13 protein-coding genes are annotated in these 14,872 nt (G+C 57.0%); all 13 read right to left on the reverse strand.

Annotated elements, in window-relative coordinates:
- Positions 1 to 105: 105 nt before the first annotated feature.
- The gene (locus tag E9954_RS31730; RefSeq protein WP_136083323.1) at positions 106 to 654 is read right to left on the reverse strand and encodes a hypothetical protein; all 549 of its coding nucleotides are present in this window, start codon (positions 652 to 654) and stop codon (positions 106 to 108) included.
- Positions 651 to 2,576, reverse strand: a complete 1,926-nt coding sequence (locus E9954_RS31735; protein WP_136083324.1) for a VWA domain-containing protein — start codon at positions 2,574 to 2,576, stop codon at positions 651 to 653. The genes E9954_RS31730 and E9954_RS31735 overlap by 4 nt, the downstream gene beginning before the upstream one ends.
- A gap of 89 nt (positions 2,577 to 2,665) precedes the next feature.
- On the reverse strand, positions 2,666 to 3,628 hold the full coding sequence (locus E9954_RS31740; protein WP_136083325.1) for a vWA domain-containing protein: 963 nt from the start codon (positions 3,626 to 3,628) through the stop codon (positions 2,666 to 2,668).
- A gap of 13 nt (positions 3,629 to 3,641) precedes the next feature.
- On the reverse strand, positions 3,642 to 4,094 hold the full coding sequence (locus E9954_RS31745; protein ID WP_136083326.1) for a GxxExxY protein: 453 nt from the start codon (positions 4,092 to 4,094) through the stop codon (positions 3,642 to 3,644).
- Entirely contained in the window at positions 4,094 to 4,984 is an 891-nt protein-coding gene (locus E9954_RS31750; RefSeq protein ID WP_136083327.1) for a hypothetical protein, read from the reverse strand. The genes E9954_RS31745 and E9954_RS31750 overlap by 1 nt, the downstream gene beginning before the upstream one ends.
- Positions 4,985 to 5,071: 87 nt before the next feature.
- Positions 5,072 to 5,524, reverse strand: coding sequence for a GxxExxY protein (locus E9954_RS31755; protein ID WP_168442739.1), 453 nt, complete (start codon positions 5,522 to 5,524; stop codon positions 5,072 to 5,074).
- Between the two features lie 44 nt (positions 5,525 to 5,568).
- Positions 5,569 to 6,456: a DUF58 domain-containing protein gene (locus E9954_RS31760; RefSeq protein WP_222847393.1), complete on the reverse strand. Its 888-nt coding sequence runs from the start codon at positions 6,454 to 6,456 to the stop codon at positions 5,569 to 5,571.
- An 88-nt stretch (positions 6,457 to 6,544) separates the two neighbouring features.
- Positions 6,545 to 7,531: an AAA family ATPase gene (locus tag E9954_RS31765; RefSeq protein ID WP_136083328.1), complete on the reverse strand. Its 987-nt coding sequence runs from the start codon at positions 7,529 to 7,531 to the stop codon at positions 6,545 to 6,547.
- A gap of 75 nt (positions 7,532 to 7,606) precedes the next feature.
- Positions 7,607 to 8,158, reverse strand: coding sequence for a tRNA (cytidine(34)-2'-O)-methyltransferase (locus E9954_RS31770; protein ID WP_342793923.1), 552 nt, complete (start codon positions 8,156 to 8,158; stop codon positions 7,607 to 7,609).
- Between the two features lie 60 nt (positions 8,159 to 8,218).
- Positions 8,219 to 9,232 carry an HAD family hydrolase gene (locus E9954_RS31775; RefSeq protein ID WP_187357975.1) on the reverse strand — a complete coding sequence of 338 codons (1,014 nt, stop codon included), beginning with the start codon at positions 9,230 to 9,232 and terminating at the stop codon, positions 8,219 to 8,221.
- Between the two features lie 91 nt (positions 9,233 to 9,323).
- Positions 9,324 to 10,856, reverse strand: a complete 1,533-nt coding sequence (locus tag E9954_RS31780) for an arylsulfatase (protein ID WP_342793929.1) — start codon at positions 10,854 to 10,856, stop codon at positions 9,324 to 9,326.
- 210 nt (positions 10,857 to 11,066) lie between these two features.
- Entirely contained in the window at positions 11,067 to 11,744 is a 678-nt protein-coding gene (locus E9954_RS31785) for a hypothetical protein (protein WP_136083330.1), read from the reverse strand.
- Complete coding sequence (locus E9954_RS31790) at positions 11,741 to 14,869, reverse strand: efflux RND transporter permease subunit (protein WP_136083331.1); 3,129 nt, start codon at positions 14,867 to 14,869, stop codon at positions 11,741 to 11,743. The genes E9954_RS31785 and E9954_RS31790 overlap by 4 nt, the downstream gene beginning before the upstream one ends.
- Between the last annotated feature and the right edge of the window lie 3 nt (positions 14,870 to 14,872).

Here is a 14,872-nt window from a genome sequence, read left to right on the forward strand (position 1 = left end):
GAATATCGAATATCGAACCATCCTTTTCCACAACCTTGCTGCTATTCCTTCGAGATTCATTCTTCCTTGTTCGTTATTCGTCGTTCAACGGCCGGTGATCCCCGATCACCAGTCCTTATCCACCTTGACCGGGGCACCCAGTACGGGGTGCAGTTGCAGGCGTTTGTTTTCCTCTTCCTGCTTCATGGCGTCCAGCAGGCGCTCGGCTTCGTCCTGGCTCATCTGTTCCGCACGCGGCGGTTCCTGTTGTTGCTGTGGGTCCTGCTGCTGGTCTTGCTGCTGTTGATCCTGGTTTTGTTGCTGGTCTTGCTCGTTTTGTTGTTCGTCTTGGTTTTGCTGGTCCTGGTCTTGTTGCTGATCCTGGTTTTGGTCTTGTTCGTTTTGCTGATCCTGGTTCTGTTGCTGGTCGTCCTGATCCTGGTTCTGCTCCTGTTGCTGGTCGATCAGCTCCTTGAGGCGCAGCAGCTTTCCGTTCTCCGGATAGTGCGCGAGGCCCTGGACGACCAGGTTGCTGGCGCTGGCGGTGTCGCCATGGATATACATGCTGGCCGCCGGGTGGAAGTAGGTCGAATCGATATCGGCCACGTCGTTGGTGGTCTGCGCCAAGGCGGGCAGGGCCACGGCCAAAAACAGGATGGTTGCGAGCGTCTTCATTTTGCCATGTTGGTGGTTGGGAAGAGATCCTGGATAATCTTCAGCACGTCCTGGTTTTTCTGGATCGTTTCTTCATAGTTTTTTTTCAGGTCGGGTTTCAGGTCGAACGCGTATTTTCGCTCATCCGTCTCGGTTGTCAACCGTTGTGCGGCCAGCATGTACTGGTAATCGGTAATATATTGCAGTGCGGTCTTCAGGTCGATTTCCGCGGCTTCGACGGCGAGCGCCAGCATTTCCAGCCGCTCCTCGATTTTCGGTAGATACTGTTTCGACTCGGGATGCTCCGGGGCCACGTTCTCCATGATGTGCCTGAACTGTTTTTTCGCCAGGCGATAGTTGGCTTGCGCATCCTTCGCCTTGAACTGCGGGAGCAGCTCCTCCGCCTGGTCGAAATACCACTTGCCCAGGTTATGTTCCAGTTTAAGCCGCAGCTGCTGGGCGCGTTCGAAGTTTTGCTTGGCCGCGAGGTCGTCCGGTTCCAGCAGCATGCTTTTTTCATACATGTCCATCGCCAGGAACGAGAGCTCGATGGCCATGCCGATCTGCTCCTGCCCGGTCAGCGCCGTGGTGCGCGCCAGCAGGGCATTGCCCCGGTTGAAGTAGGCCTTCGCCTGCAGCTCCACGTCGGTCGAGCGCAGGGCTTCGTTGTAGGAATCGGCCGCGGTTTCGAAGTCGCCCGCGCGGTACTGCGCATTACCGAGGTTGTAGTTCCCGATGTCCGCAAACTCCAACGCGGTCTTTTCGAGATGCTCGATGGCGTTGGTGTAGTCGCCCCGCTTGTAGGCCTTCAGCCCTTTCCGCATCGAAGAGCGCGGCGTATCCTCGGCTTTCACCACGCATGGCAAGAGCAGGAGGAGTGTAACCGCGAAAGAACGCAAAGATCGCAAGGATTTCCGGTTCGTTGGCTTTTGCGTTCCTTGCGTTCTTTCGCGGTTATAATTGACCGGTCGAATGGCCGTTTCGATGAGTAGCAGAAGCAGGGCCGCGCCCAGGAACCACTGGAACCGCTCCGTCCAGGATTTCGACATGCGGGCCTCGCGCTCCTCGCGCTGCAGCTCGGCGATGCCCTGCTGGTAGACGCGCTCCAGTCCAAAGTCGCCCGGGGCGGAGCGGACATAGAAGCCGCCGGTTTCCAAGGCGATCCGTTCGAGGACGCTTTCGTCCAGCGAGCTCTTCACCACGTTGCCGGTCTTGTCCTTCACGAATCCGTCCGACGTTTGGATCAGCTCGCCTTCCTTGGTGCCGACGCCGATCGCGAACACGCGGATGTTTTCCTGTTTCAATGCGGGCAGCAGTGCCAGCGGATCGCCGGAGTGCCCTTCGCCATCGGAGATCAGGATAATCACCTTGTCGGCCTGCGTCTCCTCCGCCTTCTTGAAGCTCTCAATGGAGGTATCCAGCGCCTGGTAAAGATCGGTTCCGCCAATGGGTACGATGCCCGCGTAGATGTCTTCGAGCATCATCAGGAAGGCGGCATAGTCGATGGTTGCGGGGCATTGCAGGAAGGCGTCGCCGGCAAAGGCCACAATGCCGATGCGGTCGCCGCGCAGCTCCTTCACCAGATCGCGCACGCCCCATTTGGCCTGCTGCAACCGGTTGGGCTTGATGTCCTGCGCCAGCATGCTCTTCGAGGTGTCGAGCGCAACAATAATGCTGAGTCCGCGCTGTTTCACCTCTTCCCATTTAAAGCCCCATTGCGGGCGGGCCAGCGCGGCAATCGCCAGCGCAAGGGCCAGTACGCGAACCAGGTTCTTGAAGCGCTGGCGACGGGGCGAAAGGCCGGGGAGCATGGTGTTCCACAACGCTACATCGGCCATGCGTTTGAGCAACTGGGCGCGCCGCTTCAGCATGAGCCCGGTCAAGAGCAATAGCGGAAGCAGGGCCAGCAGCCACATCAACGTATCTGGATTATGCCATTTCATTTTTCGTATTGCGTGTTGCGTACTGCGTATTGCCGAAGAGCCTCCTGATCAAAAGAGGTTTTGCAATACGCAATACGAAGTACGCAGTATCAAGGAAGCCTCCCCAACCTCGTTAGATTCAAAAACTGTTCCAGTGCCAAAAGCACGATGCCCAAAATAATCCAGTTTGCCGCTTTCTCTTCGAAGCGGGTAAAGCGCTCCACTTCAATCTCCGTTTTTTCCAGCAGGTCGATTTCCCCGTAGACGGAGTCGAGCGTTTCAAGATCCTTCGCGCGGTAAAACTTGGCGTTGGTCGTTTTGGCAATTTTCTTAAGGGAGTCCTCGTCGACCTCCTGCCGCTGCATGAAGAAGCCGGTTCGCGCGCCGCCTGCGCCGATGGTGTAGATCTTGATGTCCAGCGCTTCCGCGGCACTCGCGGCATTCTCCGGCGAAAGGGTGCCGTGGTTGTTGGCGCCATCGGTCAGCAGGATGATCACCTTGCTTTTCGCCTCGCTGTCGCGCAGGCGGTTGATGGCCGAGGCAATGCCATCGCCAATGGCGGTGCGGTTGCCGTCGAGCATGCCCGTGTGCAGGCCCTCCATGCGTTGGTTCAGCCAGCCATGGTCGAGGGTGAGCGGTGCAATCGCGTAGGGCACGGTCGCGAAGGCCACGACGCCGATCCGGTCGCTAGGGCGGTTTTCGAGGAAGCGCGTAATCACTTCCTTCGAAGCATCCAGGCGGCTCATGCGACGGCCGAATTTCTGGAAGTCCTCCGTGTCCATCGAACCCGACAAGTCCATCAGCAGAATGATGTCCACGGCCTCGGTGCGCACGCGGCTATCCTCCAGCCCGCGCTGCGGCCGCGCGAGTGCAACCACCAGGCACACCAGCCCGAGGGCAAAGAGCACGGGCAGGACTGGTTGCAACCGAATCCGCCAGCTCTTCGGCAAGCCCTTCAGCACGGCGCTGCTGCTAAACTGCATCGTTCGCCGCTTCTGAATGAAATACCGAAGCCAAACCAGCGCCGGGATCAGCAACAGCAACAAAAGAAAAACTGGATAAGCGAGTCTCATCAGGAATATTTATTTAGCCGCGAAAGAGCGCAAAGGACGCAAAAGAAAGCAGGAAAGAAAGGGCTTTGGGAATGCTGGTTGTCCGTTTGGCCTTATCCATCACGAACTTTTTGATTTGGAATTTGTAGGAGCCGAAGTTGATTAGCAAACCATGTTCAAGATTAGCAGACCGTAGGTAACCAATAAGCTGTGCCTTATGCTCTTCCGAAAAAGTCTTGCAGGCTTTTAGTTCGATGATCAGGACGTCTTCGACAATCAGGTCGGCATAATAGTCGCCGATTTCAGTTCCGTCTTCGTCAAAGACCTTCAGTGGATGTTGTTGCTTCACATCAAATCCCGCCTTGCGAAGGCGGTGAGCGAGGGCGTTTTCATAAACCTTCTCCAAATGACCCGTACCATGGTACTCATGGATCGCATATGACGTTTCTCTTACCAGGTCGCACAGTTCTTTGATTTTCGCCTCCATCAACCTTCTCCTTCTTTGGGTTCCCTGCGTTCTCTCGTGGCTAACTCCTCAGTCTGTTTGGTTTGTTCAACGAATTGCCGGGTGGTGTTGAAGGCGGATTCCATGGTGGTGCGGTCGGGGTGGCCCTTGGCAAACTTGACCATGTCGGCCTGGCGCATGAACTCCTGCAGGATGTTGCGCTGGTTGCCATCGAGCTCCGGCGATTTGCTCATCTCCTCGACAATCTCTTCGGTGGTTTCGTCCGGGGCGTTGAGCTGGAAGCGCCCTTCGAGATAGGTGCGCAGAATCATGGAAAGTTCGGTGTAGAACGGGTTGCATTCGTCCTTTTCGAGCAGCCCCTTCCGCATCAATGCGTCCAATGCCTTGAAGGCGACGACGTGCGGTGGAACCGGTGGCGCTTTCGGAACGAGCGTCTCGCGGTTTTTCCAGAGCTTCGAAGTAACCAGGCCCACTAAAAAGGCAACCACGGCCGATCCGAGTACGATCCAGATCCACGGTGGAATCCGCCCCGGAAGCTTGTGGACTTTTTTGATGTCGGCGATCTCGCTTGAAGATATTTGGCCGAGGCTGCTGACGACGCGGATGGTTGTTTCGGGGAAGGCATTGGTTAAAGCTTTGCCACCCATGCGGTAAACGACGGGATTGGTCGTTAGCACATGTTCGCCCAGGCGGAAGGAGGTGAGGGTGTAGATGGTTTCCGTTAGAACGTTCCCGTCCGCGAGCGGCGTGCTTTCCCAATCGCGCTTAAGGACAACGATATCCTTTTCGTGGCCGATCTCCGGCAGTTCAACCACACCGTTGCTTGGACAGATCGTCGTGATGGAAAGCTCCACCTGATCGCCGATCATGATCGATTCGTGTGGAAGCGAAACGTCCAAGTTCAGCTCCATGGCATGAATGGTTGCCGATATGCAGAGCAGGTATAGGCCCGCGACTGCTAGTCGATTCAGAATGTGGCTTGGGTGGCGCATTTATTATTAACCGCGAAAGAACGCAAGGAACGCAAAGATAGGGAGTGGGAAGCTTGTTAGTTTAGTGGCAGGATTGCTTTTTTCGCTTTTGGCGAATTTCTTGATGAAAAATTTGTAGGAGCCGAAGTTGATCAGCAACCCGTGTTCTTTGCTTGCTCCTTTCAGGTAGTTGAGTAGTTGGGCTTTATGTTCGTCGTTAATGGATTTGCACGCTTTCAGTTCGATGATGAGTTCACCTTCGATCAGGAGGTCTGCGAAATATTCGCCGATTTCCGTGCCATCTTCGTCATGGATGATCAAGCGATGTTGTTGTTCAACTTGTAGCCCTGCTTTTCGGAGACGGCTGGCAAGTGCATTTTCATAAACTTTTTCAAGGTATCCCGTTCCATGGTATTGGTGGATGGCATACGCGGTTTCGCGAATCTGGTTGCTGAGTTTCATAGCTTCATTCGTATCCATACCATTCTCCTTTTGCGTTCCTTGCGTTCTTTCGCGGTTAAACCTCATCTGCGTTGTGCGCGCTGGCGGAAGAATTTAATGAATTGCTTGTCGTAGGGTTCGCCGGCGAAGAGGTGGATGGTATCGATGCCGGCCTTGCGGTGCAGCTCGTCGATGGCTTCCCCGCGGCGGGTCTGCTCCATGGCCAGCTGGTTGCGCACCTTTTTGCTGGACGTGTCCACCAGGACGGTCTCGCCGGTTTCCGCATCGTGCCAGTTGATGAGGCCGACGTCCGGCCAGGCAATCTCGCGCTTGTCGCCGACGACGACGCTGATGAGGTCGTGGCGGCGCGCGGAGATTTTAAGTAGCTGCTCATAGTCGTCCGAAAACATGAAATCGGAAATCAGGAAGGTGACGTTTTTGCGCGTGCTGATGTGGTTGAGATAGTCGAGTGCCGGAACCACGTTGGTGCCCTTGCCCTGGGGTTTGTGCGAAAGCATTTCGCGCACGAGGCGCAGCACATGGCGCGTGCCCTTTTTCGGCGGGATATATTTTTCAACCTCCTCGGCAAAGAGGATCAGCCCGATGCGATCGTTGTTGCGGATGGCGGAGAAGGCCAGCACGGCGGCCACCTCGGCGGCGAGATCGCGCTTCATCTGGTTGCCGCTGCCGAACAGGTGGGAGGCCGAAATATCCACCACCAGCATCACGGTCATCTCGCGCTCTTCCACGAATTTCTTGATGTGCGGCGCGCCGGTGCGCGCGGTCACGTTCCAGTCGATCGAGCGGATGTCGTCGCCGGGCACATATTCGCGCACCTCGTCGAACTCCATGCCACGCCCCTTGAAGGTGGAATGGTATTGCCCCGCAAACACATCGTTCACGGCGTGCTTGGTGGTGATCTGGATTCTCCTGACTTTTTTCAGGAGTTCTTTGTGGTCGATTGTTTCCATTTTTTATTAACCGCGAAAGAACGCAGAGAACGCAAAAAAACAGGTGCAGGGAATCTTTGCGTTCCTTGCGTTCTTTCGCGGTGAATTCCTACGGCACGGGGATTTCGCTCAGGATCTTTTCGATGATGTCTTCGCTGGTCATCTCTTCGGCCTCGGCTTCGTAGGAGACGATGACGCGGTGGCGGAGCACGTCCTGCGCAATGGATTTGACGTCCTGCGGGGTAACATAGCCGCGGCCCTGCATGAAGGCGTGCGCCCGGGCGCCCATCGTCAGGTTGATCGTCGCGCGCGGGGAGGCGCCGTATTGCAGGTAGTCGCGGATGTCGAGGTTGTACTTTTCCGGCTCGCGCGTGGCGAAGACAATGCTCAGGATGTAGTCCTTGATCTTTTCGTCGATGTAGATTTCGTCGACGATCTCGCGCGCCTTGAGGATTTCGTCGGGGTGGAGCACGGGGTTCACCTGGATCTCGGTGTTCGAGTGCGCCATGCGGTCGAGGATGCGGCGCTCCTCCTCGATGGTCGGATAGCCGACCTTGAGTTTGAGCATGAAACGGTCGACCTGCGCCTCGGGCAGGGGATAGGTGCCTTCCTGTTCGATCGGGTTTTCGGTGGCCATCACCAGGAACGGGCGCGGGAGCTTGAAGGTTTCGTCGCCGATCGTTACCTGCTTTTCCTGCATGGCTTCGAGCAGTGCACTCTGCACCTTGGCCGGGGCGCGGTTGATTTCGTCGGCTAGGATGACGTTCGCGAAAACGGGGCCCTTCTTAATGATGAAGTCGCCGTGTTTCTGGTTGTAGATCAGGGTGCCGATGAGGTCGGCGGGAAGCAGGTCGGGCGTAAACTGGATGCGTTGGAACGAGGTGTCGAGCGCCTGGGCGAGGGTGTTGATGGTCAGCGTCTTGGCCAAACCGGGCACCCCTTCCAGCAAGACATGGCCGTTGGCCAGCATGCTGATGATCAGCCGGTCGATCAAATATTCCTGCCCGACGATCACTTTTCCAATTTCGGTTTTTAGGGTGGGTACGAACGCGCTTTGTTCGCGCACTTTCTGGTTGATCACTTCGATTCCCGCCATTCCAGCTTCTCCTTGTTAAAAGTTGATGCGGCTTTCGACCGCATACATGAACCCATGTTCAAAAATTATTACGTATTACTTACTACGTATTTCGTCTCTCCCGCAGTTGAGTTGACGCAGCGCCTCATAAAGCACAATCGCCGCGCAATTTGACAAATTGAGCGAACGTACGCAATCAAGTTTTATGGGGATGTTCAAGACTTGCTCCAGGGGCTGGGCATCGATGATTTCATCGGGTAGTCCGTAGGTCTCGTTGCCGAAGATGAGAAAGTCGCCCGCTTCGTATTCAACCTGCTGGAAATTTTTCTTCCCGGCGGTCGTGAAGAAATATTTCTGTCCGGCGGGATTTTTTTCGAGGAACGAGTCGAAATCGGGATAGACGGTCAGGTCGACCGAATCCCAATAGTCGAGCCCGGCGCGGCGAACGGCGCGGTCGTCGATGTCGAACCCAAGAGGTTCAATAAGGTGCAAGCGGCTCCCTGTTGCAGCGCACAGGCGCGAAGCATTGCCGGTGTTGGGCGGAATGGAAGGGTAGACCAGCACCAGGTTCAACGGGACATCCGGCCACTGGAACTCCATCTCAACCCGCTTCCGATCCGAAAAGCGCATCTGTTCGTTCTTTTTCATGAGCGCAACAGAATAGCAAAGTGTGGGCAGGCTGGAAGTCCAGGGATGCGGAAAAACAGTTCAGGGATAAATGGTTTTCCAGTTGTTTTTCATGCTGACCACTATCCAGCCGCGCTCGGAGCTTTCGTCCAGTCCGCGGGCAAGTTTACCGATGTGGGAGTTGCGGTCGTAGGCATATTCACGCTTGGCATCGTCGTGGTGGATATAAACCCCCAATCGGGCTCCATCCCCCGCAGTAGTCCATTCCAGCATTTGGAAGTCGCCGTCGGAGTTGCCGAAGGCGGCGATCGGGCGGCGGCCGATATGTTGATTGATGCCGACCGGTTTGCCTTCCTTGTCGTCGATAAAGTTCATTTCCGGCAACCGGGCGAGAACCGGCTGGCCCTCGCGCAGCTCGTATTTTGTCTTTATGCTGCTTCCTATGACCTGCTCCGGAGGAATGCCATAGATGCGTTCCGTCCAAGGGCGCATGAATTCGATGCCGCCGCCCGACACAATGTAGGTCTTGAAGCCGTTTTCCCGCAGATAGGTTAGTAGTTCAAGCATGGGCTGGTAGACCATTTCGGTCAAAAGCTTGCCGGTTTCGGGGTGCCGGGCGGTCGAGATCCATTCCATGGCCAATTGATGGAATTCTTCAGTGGTTGTGCCGGCATGGGTGGCCATGGCCATTTCGATCAGGGCATGCTCACCGCCTGCCAGTGCGGTTTTGGTATCTCCCTTCAGTACGGATGCAAAAGGCTCCTGGGCCTTCCACTCCGGGTGTTGCGGAGCAAGCTGCTTGATGCGGTCAAAGATAAACAGGGCTTGGAAATACAAGGGTTGTTCGCTCCACAACGTTCCGTCGTTGTCGAACACCGCGATGCGTTCTGCCGGGGGAACATGGTTTTCCGAGCCGGGGGAGGTTGTTGATTTAACGAAGTCGAGAATCGCCTGCTTCGCGGGACCCGCGTTCCACGAAGGTAACGGGTCGGCTGCATGGACGCCCAGCACTGAAAACAGGACGAATAGGGCTATGCTCAGCGATTGGGTGAGCCGTATTTTCAAGGTATGGTTGATCGCGTTGGTTACCGTCATTTCAACTACTCCTATGTATTAGAGATTGTAGGATCTTAAAAGGAAACACGGGCGAAAAGCCCGTGTTTTCTATTTCCGGGCAACCGAAAACCTACCGTTCTCCGGCGGCTCCCTTGGTCATTTGTTCGATCACCTGGTCCAGGCTGAAGGTGGCCGCTTTCTGGCGCGGCGGAAATTCAGCAAACGTTTTCAGGAAGTCTCCGACATAGGCCTGCGCCGGAACCAGCAGGTAGGCGCGGTCGATCATCCAGTCGTAGTAGGTGTTCGACGTGATCGGTGCGCGCTCGTAGGGATCACGTCGAAGGTTCAGGATCATGGGGACGCGCAGAGGAACAAAAGGATCCATCCAGACGCGCAAGGTGCCTGCCGTTTTCTGCTCCATGAAAATCATTTTCCAGGCGTTATACCGCAAGGCGGTCAGGTCGCCGTCGTCCGAGAAATAGAAGACCTCCTTGCGCGGAGACTCCACATGGTCGGGATCCTTCAAGTGATCCATCAGGTTGTAGCCATCGAGGTGAACCTTATAGTTGCGGCCTAGCGCCTTGGACTTGTAGCCGTCGAGCAGGTCTTCCTTGATGTTGGTCTTGCCTGCCGCAGCCAGGAAGGTCGGCAACCAATCCATGTGATGCACAATTCCGTTGGAAACGGTATCCGGCTTAATGACGCCCGGCCAGCGCACGGCGCAGGGCACACGCCAACCGCCTTCCCAGTTCGTGTTTTTCTCGCCGCGGAAGGGGGTCGATGCGGCATCCGGCCAGGTGTTGTAGTGCGGGCCATTGTCGGTGGAGTAATGGACGAGGGTGTTATCGGCAATCCCGAGTTCGTCGAGCAGCTCGAGGAATACACCAATATGCATGTCATGCTCGATCATGCCGCAGGTATATTCGTCGGCATGCGGATTCAGGGCTTTGATCTGCGCCATTTTTTCTTCGCTGACGTGGGTGCGGAAATGCATGCGCGTTCCGCTCCACCAAACGAACCATGGGGTTCCGGCGGCATGCTGGCGCTTGATGAAGTCCACGGCTGCGGCAACGGTCTCGTCATCGACGGTTTCCATGCGTTTCTTGGTGAGTGGGCCGGTGTCCTCGATTTTTCCACCAGCAAAGGATTTGATGACGCCGCGAGGGCCAAATTTTTCCCGGAAGGCTGGATCTTTCGGATAATCTTCGTTTTCCGGTTCTTCCTCGGCGTTGAGGTGGTAGAGGTTGCCAAAAAACTCATCAAACCCATTATTGGTTGGAAGATGTTCGTCGCGGTCGCCCAGATGGTTTTTGCCGAACTGACCGGTGGCGTAACCTTGGTCTTTCAACAGACCGGCGATGGTCGGATCGAGCGTGCTCATGCCTTCCTTGGCGCCCGGAAGGCCGACCTTCGAGAGGCCGGTGCGAAAGACGCTTTGCCCTGTAATAAAGGAGGAGCGGCCGGCGGTGCAGCTTTGCTCGCCGTAATAGTCGGTAAAGAGCATGCCCTCATCGGTAATGCGGTCGATGTTGGGCGTCTTGTAGCCCATCATGCCCCGGGTATACGCACTGATGTTGGCTTGGCCAACATCGTCGCCCCAAATCACGAGGATATTGGGTTTGTTGCTTTTTGCCGTTCCAAGCAGTGGAACAAGTGCCGCCATCAGGCACAGGGTCTTCAGGGTCAACTTCATTGGTCTACCTCCTGTTGGGTTTTGATTGTGGATCGTGACATTCTTAAAAGATAGTGCGGTTTATAACGAAGTTGGAGTTTAGTGCGGGAAATGAGGGTGGCAAGAAAAAATCATACGGTAATGGTGCTATATGGCGGCCGGTTGAGATCCATTCATGGATGTTCCCGGGGGGCGGTGCGCCTAGAAGCCGGCGGTGTAGGTGATGAAGCCGGCGAATCCGCTTAGGTCGGTACTGCCCCCGATTTCGGTGAAGTCCATGTTCGACCAGTTTCCCCGAACGCCGACTCCGAGCATGCCTTTGTGGTGCAACCGGATCTCGACGCCGGTGCGGGCATAGAGCCCGAGGCCGAAGGCGGATTCGCTGGAGGAAACCGTAGGCGTTCCGGCATCTTCGTAATCCTGTTCCGACCGGTAGTCCGCGTAAGCCATCAGGGGCCCGCCGCCGGCATAGATGCGGATCTTGCTGCCTTTGTCGAGGAACAGGCTGGCATAGGCGCCGCCCGAAAAGTCGAACATCCACATGGAGGTGGAGAGGCTGATGTAGGCCCCGCTGCCTCCAAGGTAGAGATGGTTGATTTGGTCGAACTTGAAGCCGAGCAGGAAGGTGCATTCCAGTCCATACTGGAAGCGCTCCCCCCGGGGCAGGGTGGTCCAGGCACCGCCTAGTTGCGGCAGGGTGGAGACATCCACCTTGATATCTTCACTGCCCTCGACCTCGAATTTCAGGTCGTCGTATTTAACGGCGCCGAGCAGGGCTTGAACGGTGTAGTTTTGATCCCAGGTATCGTATTTGTGGTATTGCGCCTGGGCGACGGTTGCAACTAAAAGGGCGGCGCTGGCGATGGCGTGGATTTTCATTCTGCGTCTTCCTTGGGTACGGGCTGCTTGCTGGATTTTTCCTTCATGACCTGGACGATGTAGTAGAGCATGGGCACGAAGATCAAGCTGGCGACGGTGGCAACGAGCATGCCGCCGAAAACGGTGGCCCCGAGCACCTTGCGGCTCTCCGCGCCCGCACCGGATGCGGTCAGCAGCGGAATGACGCCGAGAATGAAGGAGAAGGCGGTCATGAGTACGGCGCGGAAACGCAAGTTGGAGGCGCTCATGGCGGCCTCGAAAACCGACTTGCCTTCCTCGTGCTCCACCTTGGCGAATTCGACGATCAGAATGGCTGTCTTGGTGCAGAGGCCGATCAGCAGCACGATGCCCACCTGGGCATAGACGTTGTTGTCGAACGCCGCCACCTTCAGCGCAATCACCGCGCCGAGCAGGGCAGTCGGCACGGAAAGGCAGACCGAAACCGGAATGCTCCAGCTTTCATACTGCGCCGCCAACACCAGATAGACGAGTATGATGGCCAGCACATAAATGATGTTCGAGGAACCCTGCGCCGCCTTTTCCTGATAGGAAAGCTCCGTCCATTCCACGCCCATGGAGGCCGGCAGTTTTTGCTGGCCCATGTTTTCGACGATGGCCATGGCTTGGCCCGTACTGTAGCCGTCGCCGGGCTGCCCCATGATCTTTGCGGAGGGATACATGTTGTAGCGGTTGACCGACTGGGGGCCGAGAATCTCCTCGATGCTCACCACGGAGCCGAGCGGAAGCATTTTGCCATCGCGGTTGCGGATCTCCATGTCGCGGATTTGGCTGGCTTCGCGGCGGTATTCGCCGGCGGCCTGGGCGCGCACCTGGAAGACGCGGTTCATGTAGGTGAAGTCGTTCATGTATACCGAGCCATAGAAATACTGCAGCGCATTGAATACCGCGCTCATGGAGACATTCTTGGTGAGCACCTGGTCGCGGTCGATGTCCACAAACAGCTGGGGCACGTTGGCCCGGAAGGTGGTGTACATCCCTTGCAGGCCGGACTGCGAATTGCCGTCGTTCATGAACTCTTCGGCAACCTGCTGCAGCGTTCCCATGCCGGCCCCGCCCCGGTCCTGCAGTTGCATGACCAGGCCGCCGGACATGCCGACGCCCGGCAACGACGGCATCGGGAAGGAAAAGGCCACGCCGTCTTTGAGCTGGGACAATTTCATGTTCAGTTCGCGGATGATTTCGGACTGGTGCCGGTTCTTGCGCTCGTCCCAGTGCTTGAACGTGGCCACGCTGAAGGCCGCGTTGGGAATGGCCGCGCCATCGAGGATGGAGTATCCGGCAATGGTCATATAGTCGGCAATGCCGTCGGTGCCGCCGATGATGGCGTTGACTTCGCGGATGAATTCATCGGTCCGTTCCAGCGCAGAGGCATCGGGCAGCAGCACGTTGACCATGCAATAGCCTTCGTCTTCCTGGGGGACGAAACCGCCCGGCAGGTCGGAGAAGCCGATGAAGGCCAGCGCGGACATGGCGAGAAAGACCACCAGGCCGATGAACGATTTGCGCAGGGCCTGGTTGACCACTTTAAGGTAGCCCTTCTTGGTGGAATCCAGCGATTTGTTGAAGAGGCCGAAAACCCCGGTCTGTGTTTCCCCTTTGGACCGGCGCAGCAGGATCGAGCAGAGCGCCGGGCTCAGCGTCAGGGCGTTGATGGTGCTGAAGACCGTCGCCACCGAAATGGTTACCGCGAACTGCTTGAACAGGGTGCCGGTGATGCCCGGCATGAACGTGGTCGGGATGAACACGGAGAGCAGCACCAGCGTGGTGGCGATCACCGGCCCGGAGATTTCGCTCATGGCCCGCAGGGCGGCCTCTTTCGGCGAGAGGCCTTCCTCGTCGATCAGGCGCGTGCAGTTTTCCACCACCACGATGGCGTCATCCACCACGATGCCGATCACCAGCACGAGGCCGAACAGGGTGAACTGGTTGATGGAATAGCCCAGCGCCGACATGGCGGCGAAGGTGCCGATCAGCGAAACCGGAATGGTGACGGAGGGGACGATCGTGGCGCGGACGTTCTGCAGGAAAATATAAACGGTGAAGACCACCAGGATCAGGGTGATGAAGAGGGTGACCACCACTTCCTTGATGGAGGCCTTGATGACCACGGTGTTGTCGTAGACGATGGTGTAGTCCATGCCTTCGGGGAAGCCGGGTTTCAACTCTTCCATCTTGGCGCGTACGCCATCGACCACGGCCAGTGCATTTTCCCCGGGAATCTGGTAGACGGCAATGGTGGAGGAGGGTTTGCCGTTGAGGCTGGAGCGGATAATGTAGTTCTGGGCGCCGAGCTCCACGTTGGCGATATCGCGGATCCGCAGCACCCGGCCATCGTTGCCGGTACGGATCACGATGGCGCCGAATTCCTCGGCTTCGAGCAGGCGGCCCTTGACTTGGATGGTCATCTGGTGGGCCTGCCCGGAAGGTACCGGGGGTTCGCCGATCTGCCCGGCGGCAACCTGCAGGTTTTGTTCCTTGACGGCATTGACGACATCGTCGGCGGTCAGCCCGCGCGCTTTCATCTTATCCGGATCGAGCCAAACGCGCATGGAATAGTTGCCCGCGCCGAAGGCCATCACTTCGCCCACCCCCGGAACCCGGGCCACTTCGTCTTTCACCCGCAGGGCCACATAGTTGGCCAGGAAGATGTCGTCGTGGTTTTCGTCGGTGCTGGTGAAGCCGATGTAGAGGTTGGCGTCGGTGGATTTTTTCTTGGTGGATACTCCCAGGCGCTGTACTTCCTGCGGCAGTTGCGGGATGGCAATGGCCACGCGGTTCTGGACCAGGACGTTGGCCATATCGAGGTCGATCCCCGTTTTAAAGGTCACGGTCAGCTTCATGGTGCCGTCGTTGGCGCTGACGGAACTCATATAGATCATGCCTTCGACACCGTTCACCTCTTTTTCGATCACGGCGGCGACGGTGTCGGCCACGGTGTTGGCATCCGCTCCCGGATAGGCGGCACTCACGGTGATGGCCGGCGGTGCAATGTTGGGGTAGCGCTCGATCGGCAGGCCCTTGAGGGCAAAGGAGCCGAGCAGCACGATCACGATCGCGATGACGGCGGCAAAGATGGGGCGTCTAATGAAGAAATGGCTGAACATGGG

Origin of the sequence: Pontiella desulfatans (genome assembly GCF_900890425.1) — a bacterium.
In the GTDB taxonomy this organism is placed as follows: domain Bacteria; phylum Verrucomicrobiota; class Kiritimatiellia; order Kiritimatiellales; family Pontiellaceae; genus Pontiella; species Pontiella desulfatans.

Excerpts from the sequence above, each read along its gene's own strand:
- E9954_RS31740 (WP_136083325.1), bottom strand. The coding sequence starts at position 3,628 with ATGAGACTCGCTTATCCAGTTTTTCTTTTGTTGCTGTTGCTGATCCCG.
- E9954_RS31750 (WP_136083327.1), bottom strand. The coding sequence starts at position 4,984 with ATGGAGCTGAACTTGGACGTTTCGCTTCCACACGAATCGATCATGATC.
- E9954_RS31745 (WP_136083326.1), bottom strand. The coding sequence starts at position 4,094 with ATGGAGGCGAAAATCAAAGAACTGTGCGACCTGGTAAGAGAAACGTCA.
- E9954_RS31760 (WP_222847393.1), bottom strand. The coding sequence starts at position 6,456 with ATGGAAACAATCGACCACAAAGAACTCCTGAAAAAAGTCAGGAGAATC.
- E9954_RS31755 (WP_168442739.1), bottom strand. The coding sequence starts at position 5,524 with ATGGATACGAATGAAGCTATGAAACTCAGCAACCAGATTCGCGAAACC.
- E9954_RS31770 (WP_342793923.1), bottom strand. The coding sequence starts at position 8,158 with ATGAAAAAGAACGAACAGATGCGCTTTTCGGATCGGAAGCGGGTTGAG.
- E9954_RS31735 (WP_136083324.1), bottom strand. The coding sequence starts at position 2,576 with ATGAAATGGCATAATCCAGATACGTTGATGTGGCTGCTGGCCCTGCTT.
- E9954_RS31790 (WP_136083331.1), bottom strand. The coding sequence starts at position 14,869 with ATGTTCAGCCATTTCTTCATTAGACGCCCCATCTTTGCCGCCGTCATC.
- E9954_RS31780 (WP_342793929.1), bottom strand. The coding sequence starts at position 10,856 with ATGGCGGCACTTGTTCCACTGCTTGGAACGGCAAAAAGCAACAAACCC.
- E9954_RS31775 (WP_187357975.1), bottom strand. The coding sequence starts at position 9,232 with ATGACGGTAACCAACGCGATCAACCATACCTTGAAAATACGGCTCACC.
- E9954_RS31765 (WP_136083328.1), bottom strand. The coding sequence starts at position 7,531 with ATGGCGGGAATCGAAGTGATCAACCAGAAAGTGCGCGAACAAAGCGCG.
- E9954_RS31785 (WP_136083330.1), bottom strand. The coding sequence starts at position 11,744 with ATGAAAATCCACGCCATCGCCAGCGCCGCCCTTTTAGTTGCAACCGTC.
- E9954_RS31730 (WP_136083323.1), bottom strand. The coding sequence starts at position 654 with ATGAAGACGCTCGCAACCATCCTGTTTTTGGCCGTGGCCCTGCCCGCC.